This window comes from Anoxybacillus thermarum, assembly GCF_000836725.1.
Lineage (GTDB): Bacteria > Bacillota > Bacilli > Bacillales > Anoxybacillaceae > Anoxybacillus > Anoxybacillus thermarum.
Genome location: NZ_JXTH01000081.1, coordinates 1 through 8,434, shown reverse-complemented (window position 1 = coordinate 8,434; position 8,434 = coordinate 1). Strand labels below are relative to the sequence as shown.

The following is an 8,434-nucleotide window of genomic DNA, read 5'->3' as shown; positions in this document are numbered from 1 at the left end:
TGGTCCACCATCCAAACCTACCGGACGTGTTTTACTCGCTTGCGGATTTTGGATTCGACCAGTTTTTTGGTTCCTGCCGACTACGGGGAGGACTACCGAGGTTCCGTCTCATCAGGAGCGAAAATTCAGTTTGAATATGACTTGTTGTCTGGTGCCTGTCTTCAACTATGCGTTCAATCGGCCAATGACTCGGACGCCCGTTTTGCCTATCATGCCCAGCACACGATTTTGCCGAATGACCTATGTATTCGGGATTTGGGCTTTTTCTCCGTTGCCGCACTAACCGAGATCGACGCCCGTGGAGCGTATTATATTACTCGGCTCCGTTCCGATATGAAAGTGTATATCAAAGAGAATAGCCAGTGGAAGGAATGGGATTGGGAATCTCTTGGGAATCAATTAAAGGAAAGGGAATCAGTAGAAATGGAACATGTATACATCGGGCATGAGCGTTTGTATATCCCACGCTTGATTTTTCGACGTTTGACGGAAGAAGAATGGCAAAAACGGATGGCGTATGTGCGAAAAAGGGAAAAAAGAAAAGGGAAGGCGCTGACACGCCAAACCCTCGAACAAAAGAAATACCACATCTTACTGACTAATTTACCACAAGAGTCGTTTGATGGGCAACAGGTTTATGAGCTTTATTCTTTGCGGTGGCAAATTGAACTGCTGTTTAAAGCGTGGAAGTCCGTTTTTGATTTGGAGAAAGTGAAAAAGATGAAGAAAGAACGGTTCGAATGCCATGTATATGGGACGTTGATTGCCATTTTGGTGACTCAGACCTTTCTGTTTCAAGCTCGAACGTATTGGCAACAAACAGAAGGGATTCAAATCAGCGAACGGAAAGCACTAGATGTTCTCCAATTCTATTGGCAACAACTGCTTTTGCGCCTATCCAAGGAAGAAATCAGCCTTTCTTCTCTCCTCCTTCTATTGAGAAAACATGGAAGAAAGGATCGAAGGAAAGGAAAAGAAACGGCATCGGATCTCTTGGTTAAATTGGGTATTTATTGATTAGATTCATAAAAACGCCAAATAACCCTCTCCAAGAGGGTTATTTGGCATGCCTAAAACATGTGGTATTCTTTTTCTTCAGCTAATGATCACAAACATTGCGTATGGACACAACGACCCTTAACACTAAACTTGACGGGTATGGGGATGAACCGTCAACTTAATAGGTTGGCGGTATTTCTAAAGAAGAGGGATATTTTTTATTATTTCCTCTACATAAATTCTGCAAATTTATTTATTAAGATATATTTATCTGGTTATTAGAATCGTTGGTTTAGGAGGATGGTATGAAAACTGTAAGAATCAAAAATTGAAGCAGCAAGAGTCGGCGAGTACGGAAGAAAAAGGTTTTTCGTAGTTACAGAAGTTACAGAGGAAATCCGAAAGTTAGCTAAACAATCTGATAGATCTTCAAAGTAAATTTCTTTAGTTTTTAATGAAATCGTCTATGATCTTAGTCAAACAGTTAATTCTATTGTGGAAGGACAGAAAGAAGTCGCAATCGGCATCCATCTAATTGCAGAAACTGCTTCTGTATTTTAACAAATTGTAAAAGCTACAAATGAAATGAGGGTCTATTTGCAAGAGGTGGCGTTAAACACGGACAATATTTGTTTCAATCACAAGCATTAAAGAGAATATAAATCAAATCAAGAACTTTACTTTTGAAACGTCTTCACTAACAGAAGAAGTACAAGAATGAAATCATTTAGCTGCTAAACTCAAGATATCGGTAAATAACTTTAAACTGCCAAATGAGGTTAGAATAAAATGAATAAGGAAAAGCGGGTTCTTCAAATCGTAAATCGTCTTAGAGCGATGGGCATACCAGCAGAAATAACGAAATCAAGACTAGCTATATTAGCTGCTATATTAGAAGAAAATTCATGGAAAAAAGGTCAGAAAGGAGACTTTAGCAAATGGAAACCATTAAACCTTTAAATCCAATTGCGCTGGAATTAGGACCTTTAAGTATTCATTGGTACGGAATTATTATTGGTACAGGACTCTTATTAGGATTGTATATTGCTACTAATGAAGCAGCAAAAAGGGGATTACAAAAAGAAGTATTTACCGATCTTGTATTATGGGCTGTCCCTATAGCTTTGATATGTGCCAGAATTTATTATGTCATCTTTAATTGGTCGTATTATTCGCAACACTCCGATGAGATTATAGCTATATGGAAAGGCGGAATTGCCATTCATGGGGCTTTAATAGGTGCTATTGTCACAACTGTTGTTTTTGCAAAGAAAAAGAATTTGAGCTTTTGGAAATTGGCAGATATCGCGGCACCAAGCATTATACTCGGGCAAGCGATTGGACGTTGGGGAAACTTCATGAATCAGGAAGCACATGGGGGACCTGTATCAAGAGAGTTTTTAGAAAGCCTTCAGCTTCCTGATTTTATCATTAATCAAATGTACATTGAAGGAAGTTATTATCATCCAACATTTTTGTATGAGTCTCTATGGAACTTTATAGGGTTTCTGATTTTATTGATATTCCAACGTTTAAACTTAAAACGTGGAGAAGTATTCTTGACTTATGTTATATGGTATTCGATTGGTAGATTCTTTATTGAAGGAATGAGAACAGATAGTTTAATGCTAACGGATAATTTAAGAATGGCTCAAGTTTTATCTATTACTTTGGTGATTGCAAGTACAGTTCTTATATTATACAGACGAACTAGAAAAAATTTGACAGCTAGATATAAAGATTAAATTAAACTATTCATTTTTAGGCTATCGAAAAAAATCGATAGCCTTTTTTAATCCTGTGTAGCAAGTCTTTAAACTATTTATCCATAGGTCGTGACTAATAAAGGTACAACTACTTCAGATATTCCGGGGTATATAAAAAAGCTAGTGTTCAGCCTATTTTTTCATATAGAACTACCGATAATTAGTGATTATGTAACAAAAAGGAGTACCGTCTGTTGAACTTCTCCCTGTCCAGTGGACAGTATTTAAAAAGGGCATTTTTAATCAGCTGTAGCCTAGATATTATTTAGGGCTACAGCTGTTTAATTTTGTATACGTTCGTTGTTGTAGAATTTCATATATTGTGAAATAGCTTGTTTCATTTCCTCAACTGTTTCAAACTTATACATATACACACATTCTGTCTTCAAATGGCTTAAAAAGTTCTCCACCCCAGCATTATCTAAACAATTACCTTTTCTGGACATACTGGCTCTTATCTTGTATTGTGATCAAGCAAAACAAGCATTACAAGATACTCTAAAGGAACACGATAAAGAAGGGTTTCATTTTTCTTCTGCAGGTGGAGGATGTTGCGGTCCGCAACTTAGTTTATCATTAGATAACCCTCAAACCACTGATCGATTGAAGAACATTAATGGTATTCAGGTAGCGATTAATGAGCAAATGGCTTCTATCATCGAAGGAGTTACATTCGATGCGGAAGAAACGGGAGAAGGCGTTCAATTCGTCTTATTAGGCTTAAATCAATGTTGTTAAATCTGCAAGTTGAATATGCTAATAGACAAAAGTAATGAGTGACAAAAAAGTTCTTTAAACTTCTTCATAAATTAACAAGAGTAGATTTTAATAAGCTATAAAAACTTCGAAATTCATTTGACCCTGTACTATGGTACAGGGTTTATACTTTATCTAGGGGTGATAAGGTGAAATATCGTATTGGTGAACTTGCTGACAAATGTAACGTTAATAAAGAAACCATTAGATATTACGAGAGAAAAGGCTTAATCAAAGAACCTTCAAGAACAAAATCGGGATATCGATTGTACTCGGAAGATACTGTGAAGCGTATTGGTTTTATTAAACGTATGCAGGAATTAGGGTTTTCTCTAAGTGAAATTCATAAATTACTTGGTGTTGTTGATAAGGATGAGGTTCGATGTGCGGATATGTATAACTTTGTTTCTCAAAAAATAGATGAGGTTCAACAACGAATGAAAGATTTAAAGCGTATTGAAAATATGTTGAACAAATTAAAAGAACGTTGTCCGAATGAAGAGCAACTACATGAATGTCCAATTATTGAATTTCTGATTGATGATTAAAGAAAGGGGGATATCAATGAAAAATAAGACATTTACTACAGGAGTGATCGGAACACTTGTTACTATATTATGTTGTGCTACACCTATTTTAAATATCTTGTTAGGTTCTGTTGGACTAGCCAGTATTACTGGATATTTAGATTATGTTTTAATACCAGCGTTAGCGATTTTCCTTACATTAGCGATTTTTTCCTATAACAAGTCAAGCAAATCAAATTGCAAAAATGACTCTTGTTGTTCTGTTGATTAGGTAGGTGATAAAGATGAAAGAGAAAGTTTCACAGTTATTAACTTTATTTTCTGGTTTTGTTATGGCTGGTTGTTGCTTAGGACCACTTATTTTAATTCCTCTTGGACTTACAGGTTTTGCAGGAGGATTAGCGATTTATTCTACTAAGTATCAGACGATGTTAAGGATTGTCACTTTTGTTTTACTCGGTTACTCATTTTATTTGGTCTATGGGCGAAAATGTAAGAAAAAAAGTTCAATCGTTGGTTTATGGGTAACAACTGTTGCAGTGTTAATCATGTTTCTTTATACATTATGGGCTAAAGGTTACTTTTAAGTAAAGATGGACTTTGGTGTGAAAAAAGCTAATCTTGGATTAATTATATTTTTAGTCACACTAATTATTACGGCTTGTGGTAATGAAAATAAAGTAGAAACTACAGCGAATGGAAATAATACTAAAAGTGTTACCTTTACCATTACTGAAATGGATTGTTCAAGTTGTCCCTTTGTTGTCAAAAGTTCTCTTGAACGTGTAAAAGGTGTAAAAACAGTTGAGGTAACAATTACAGAAGGTGTCCAAGGAACAGCTAAAGTTGTGTTTGATGCTTCAAAAACAGATGTAAAAACTTTAAAAAATACCGTCTTAGAATTAGGGTATGGTGTTAAACAATAGGAGGGGGTTCATTTGTCAACTCATAAATATCGTTTACAAGTGGAAGGTATGACATGTACTGGATGTGAAAAGCACGTTGAAACAGCTCTAAACAGCATAGGAGCTAAAAATGTAGATGTAAATTTTCGCCGTGGAGAAGCTATTTTTGAATTACCAAAACATATAGGTATCGAGAAAGCCAAAGAAGCTGTGAATAAGGCTCATTATAAGGCAGGTGAAGCTGAAGCTATTCATCAACAAAAAGGCTCTGTTATTGGTGATGATGAAGGTGATTATGATTATGAATTTATTGTCATTGGTTCTGGAGGGGGAGCTTTTTCTGCTGCTATTAAAGCAGTGGAATATGGGGCAAAAGTGGCGATGATTGAGCGTGGTGCCATCGGTGGAACTTGTGTAAACATTGGCTGTGTTCCATCCAAAACATTGCTACGTTCTGGAGAAATCAATCGTTTAGCAAAAAACAATCCATTTCTTGGTTTAAATACTTCAGCTGGTTCGGTAGATTTGAAAAAACTAATTGAACAAAAAGATGAACTTGTGAAAGAATTACGTCAGCAAAAGTATGTTGATTTAATTGATGAATATGGGTTTGAACTAATACAGGGAGAAGCAAAATTTGTAGATGAAAAAACAGTAGAAGTAAACGGTAATAAAATAACAGCTAAACGCTTTTTAATCGCAACAGGAGCTTCCCCATCCATTCCTAATATTCCGGGATTAAAAGATGTTGATTACTTAACAAGCGCCTCTTTGTTAGAGCTTGAAGAACTGCCAAAAAGTCTTGCTGTTATTGGTTCTGGATACATCGGATTGGAGTTAGGTCAGCTCTTTCACCATTTAGGAGTGGAAGTAACGTTAATGCAGCGTAGTCAAAGAATTCTTAAAGAATATGATCCTGAAATTTCAGAAGCTGTAGAAAAAGCATTAACAGAACAAGGCATTCATTTTGTTACCGGTGCTACATTTGAGCGTGTAGAACAGAACGGGGATATGAAACAAATTCATGTTACTGTTAATGGTGAAAAGAAAATCATTGAAGCTGAGCAGCTACTTGTAGCTACTGGGCGCAAGCCAAATACGGAAGCACTAAATCTTCAAGCTGCAAACGTAGAAGTGGGTTCTCGTGGTGAAGTTAGAGTTGATGACTATTTAAGGACCTCCAATCCTAGAATTTATGCTGCCGGAGATGTAACAATGGGACCACAATTTGTTTATGTTGCTGCATACCAAGGTGGAATTGCTGCCGACAATGCAATCGGTGGCTTGGAGAGAAAAGTAAATCTTGATACTGTTCCGGCTGTTACATTTACGAATCCATCGATTGCTACGGTTGGGTTAACAGAAGAACAGGCTAAAGAAAGAGGATACGAAGTGAGAACTTCCATTTTACCACTTGATGCAGTTCCAAGAGCGCTTGTTAATCGCGAAACGACAGGTGTATTTAAACTTGTTGCTGATGCAAAAACATTAAAAGTGCTAGGTGTTCATATTGTTGCCGAAAATGCTGGTGATGTTATTTATGCAGCCACATTAGCCGTAAAATTCGGTCTAACGGTTGAAGATTTGCGGGAATGCCTTGCACCATATTTAACAATGGCAGAAGGATTGAAATTAGTTGCCTTAACATTTGATAAAGATGTTAAAAAACTATCTTGTTGTGCTGGTTAAAGACCAAGTTCTTTTTATGCATTTTTCTATACTTATAAAGTATGGCAAAAAGAAATTCTACCTATAATCTGAATACCCTGTTTAATTTCATGGACAATACAATTGTGTTGAAAGAAAAATTACAAGAACAATTTTACAAAAATGAAAATTCCAAAAGGGAGAAACAAATCATGGCTTTATCTTACTCTGAATTCAAAATGAAAGAGATTAAACAAGAAGGGAAAATTGAAGTTCTAAGGGAAATGATTAAAGACGGAAAATCACTTGAGGACATCAAATATATGAATAGATACTTCAAACTACCTGAAGAAGTAATCGAGACGTTGTTTAAAGAATAATGAATACTCTAAGTCTAAAGGTTTCTGATGTATCATTTCCTAGTGCATAAGGAGGTTTCTTTAATGATTTCGGGTTTAGAACGATATTTAAACAGAGTCGAAGATGATACGATAGCTGTGCTGAAACTTCTGGTTGCAGGAAAAACGGTTGAACAAATTTCTAACGAATTAAAGATTCCACTAAAGAAAGTAGCAGAGATTAAAGAAAAATTCGAGTCCAGCTAGGCAGAAGAACGATATAAAGAAAATAAAAATGTGAGAAAACTTATGATTGGTCGCTTGTGTGCTACGTAAGTTTTCTCTTTTTTGTTAGGTTCGGCTAAAGGTGATTGTTGTTTTGAACTTCCCTTGAAACTCAAGAAATTTTTGGACTTTGCAAGGCAAGGTGGGATAAGAAATTGGAAAATATCGTTAAAAAGACTTCTATAAAGCATCAGAAGCGCAAATATATAATGGGATTGAATTAAATTGTAATAAGGGTGAATCAATTATAATTGCGAACGGTGCCAGGCACTGTTCGTAAGTCACCCGAATGTCCATGGCTGACGATGTTGTCGGCTGTCGATGGACGAACGAAAAAAATGGATGAAGAGATGTTTCGTGAATTGGAGGGAATAGCCATGACAGAACAAGACATTTTAGAAGCGCTAGAAGAATGGCAAAACTTAAGCGTCGACCCCGAAAACCGTTACGCATACGAAATGCGGCTGAAGTGGCTCCTTGATCAACTCTCAAACATTCGCGGCAGTCGGGAAGAAGGAAGACAAGAAGGGTTGAAAGAAGGTCGAGAAGAAGGGAAAAATGAAACGATTCGAAAAATGGTCGAAAAAGGAATGAGTATAACAGACGTTGCCCATATTCTCGACATGACAGAGGAGGAAGTACGGGAACGGTTGGGGGATTAGCGAACGATGTCGGGTGCTGTTCAACTATGTTGTGTCCCTCTTTGTCCCACGTCAGTGACGTTGCACAGGTGATTGGAGAGCGATCAGAAAATCGATTCGCTGTTCAAATACGTCCTGAATTAGCGAACGGTGCCAGGCACTGTTGTTCAATGCTTTCAACGCCAGTAGCCCAGTTTATTTTTGGGGTCAGTGTTGATTATTTCAATATAAAATATCTTTTCTTCATTGCAGGTGCTTTGGGTATAGTTACTATATAAGTTGAATTAAAGATTTACAACTGAACACACAAACGATCGATCGTTTGTTCTGGTTTCTGGTTGATTCGCTGAATAAAGGCTTGGACATTCTTTCTAATTTCTTGCACACTCGAATAGAACACGTTGTAAATCACGTCTGATTTCAGCCATTTCCATAGCCCTTCAATCAAGTTCAATTGCGGACTGTATGGTGGCAAAAAGACGAGCTCTAACCGATCTTCGTGTTCTTTTAAAAATGGCTGAATGAGTTTGGCATGGTGAATTCGAGCGTTATCTAAAATCATCACTATTT

Annotated in this window: 14 protein-coding genes; 12 read left to right on the top strand and 2 right to left on the bottom strand. The window is 36.7% G+C overall.

Translation table 11 applies throughout. The features are described from left to right. From LH47_RS13420 to lgt, 3 genes are all read left to right on the top strand, one after another. Positions 1 to 1,017, top strand: a 1,017-nt coding sequence (locus LH47_RS13420; RefSeq protein WP_043968358.1) for an IS4 family transposase, incomplete at its 5' end; no start/stop codon positions are given. Positions 1,018 to 1,788: 771 nt separating this feature from the next. After that, positions 1,789 to 1,959: an Lmo0850 family protein gene (locus tag LH47_RS17245; RefSeq protein WP_153125992.1), complete on the top strand. Its 171-nt coding sequence runs from the start codon at positions 1,789 to 1,791 to the stop codon at positions 1,957 to 1,959. Then, positions 1,938 to 2,744, top strand: a complete 807-nt coding sequence (gene lgt, locus LH47_RS13415; RefSeq protein ID WP_043968352.1) for a prolipoprotein diacylglyceryl transferase — start codon at positions 1,938 to 1,940, stop codon at positions 2,742 to 2,744. The genes LH47_RS17245 and lgt overlap by 22 nt, the downstream gene beginning before the upstream one ends. A gap of 302 nt (positions 2,745 to 3,046) precedes the next feature. Here the strand turns inward: lgt and LH47_RS17240 are convergent, their stop codons facing one another. Beyond that, entirely contained in the window at positions 3,047 to 3,211 is a 165-nt protein-coding gene (locus LH47_RS17240) for an IS3 family transposase (RefSeq protein ID WP_084221345.1), read from the bottom strand. A 13-nt stretch (positions 3,212 to 3,224) separates the two neighbouring features. Between LH47_RS17240 and LH47_RS13410 the strand changes: the two genes are divergently transcribed. The 9 genes from LH47_RS13410 to LH47_RS13380 all read left to right on the top strand — a co-directional run bounded on the left by LH47_RS13410 (position 3,225) and on the right by LH47_RS13380 (position 7,885). Continuing rightward, positions 3,225 to 3,503, top strand: a complete 279-nt coding sequence (locus LH47_RS13410) for an iron-sulfur cluster assembly accessory protein (RefSeq protein WP_225434182.1) — start codon at positions 3,225 to 3,227, stop codon at positions 3,501 to 3,503. A gap of 167 nt (positions 3,504 to 3,670) precedes the next feature. Next, complete coding sequence (gene merR / locus LH47_RS13405; RefSeq protein ID WP_043968349.1) at positions 3,671 to 4,069, top strand: Hg(II)-responsive transcriptional regulator; 399 nt, start codon at positions 3,671 to 3,673, stop codon at positions 4,067 to 4,069. Between the two features lie 16 nt (positions 4,070 to 4,085). After that, complete coding sequence (gene merF, locus LH47_RS15570) at positions 4,086 to 4,319, top strand: mercury resistance system transport protein MerF (RefSeq protein WP_084221344.1); 234 nt, start codon at positions 4,086 to 4,088, stop codon at positions 4,317 to 4,319. A gap of 13 nt (positions 4,320 to 4,332) precedes the next feature. Then, positions 4,333 to 4,635, top strand: coding sequence for a mercuric transport protein MerT (gene merT / locus LH47_RS13400; protein WP_043968347.1), 303 nt, complete (start codon positions 4,333 to 4,335; stop codon positions 4,633 to 4,635). An 18-nt stretch (positions 4,636 to 4,653) separates the two neighbouring features. Next, entirely contained in the window at positions 4,654 to 4,974 is a 321-nt protein-coding gene (locus LH47_RS16560) for a heavy-metal-associated domain-containing protein (protein WP_052585057.1), read from the top strand. A gap of 12 nt (positions 4,975 to 4,986) precedes the next feature. Then, complete coding sequence (gene merA, locus LH47_RS13390) at positions 4,987 to 6,642, top strand: mercury(II) reductase (RefSeq protein WP_268751145.1); 1,656 nt, start codon at positions 4,987 to 4,989, stop codon at positions 6,640 to 6,642. 170 nt (positions 6,643 to 6,812) lie between these two features. Then, positions 6,813 to 6,980, top strand: a complete 168-nt coding sequence (locus LH47_RS16395; protein WP_153125990.1) for a hypothetical protein — start codon at positions 6,813 to 6,815, stop codon at positions 6,978 to 6,980. A 63-nt stretch (positions 6,981 to 7,043) separates the two neighbouring features. Next, positions 7,044 to 7,205, top strand: coding sequence for a hypothetical protein (locus tag LH47_RS16390; protein ID WP_153125988.1), 162 nt, complete (start codon positions 7,044 to 7,046; stop codon positions 7,203 to 7,205). Positions 7,206 to 7,483: 278 nt separating this feature from the next. Then, positions 7,484 to 7,885, top strand: coding sequence for an Rpn family recombination-promoting nuclease/putative transposase (locus LH47_RS13380; RefSeq protein WP_235341155.1), 402 nt, complete (start codon positions 7,484 to 7,486; stop codon positions 7,883 to 7,885). 271 nt (positions 7,886 to 8,156) lie between these two features. Here the strand turns inward: LH47_RS13380 and LH47_RS13375 are convergent. Next, a partial coding sequence (locus tag LH47_RS13375; RefSeq protein ID WP_043967549.1) for an IS630 family transposase occupies positions 8,157 to 8,434 on the bottom strand: 278 nt, incomplete at its 5' end.

Excerpts from the sequence above, each read along its gene's own strand:
- merF (WP_084221344.1), top strand. The coding sequence starts at position 4,086 with ATGAAAAATAAGACATTTACTACAGGAGTGATCGGAACACTTGTTACT.
- lgt (WP_043968352.1), top strand. The coding sequence starts at position 1,938 with ATGGAAACCATTAAACCTTTAAATCCAATTGCGCTGGAATTAGGACCT.
- LH47_RS17245 (WP_153125992.1), top strand. The coding sequence starts at position 1,789 with ATGAATAAGGAAAAGCGGGTTCTTCAAATCGTAAATCGTCTTAGAGCG.
- LH47_RS16390 (WP_153125988.1), top strand. The coding sequence starts at position 7,044 with ATGATTTCGGGTTTAGAACGATATTTAAACAGAGTCGAAGATGATACG.
- LH47_RS17240 (WP_084221345.1), bottom strand. The coding sequence starts at position 3,211 with ATGTCCAGAAAAGGTAATTGTTTAGATAATGCTGGGGTGGAGAACTTT.
- merT (WP_043968347.1), top strand. The coding sequence starts at position 4,333 with ATGAAAGAGAAAGTTTCACAGTTATTAACTTTATTTTCTGGTTTTGTT.
- LH47_RS16395 (WP_153125990.1), top strand. The coding sequence starts at position 6,813 with ATGGCTTTATCTTACTCTGAATTCAAAATGAAAGAGATTAAACAAGAA.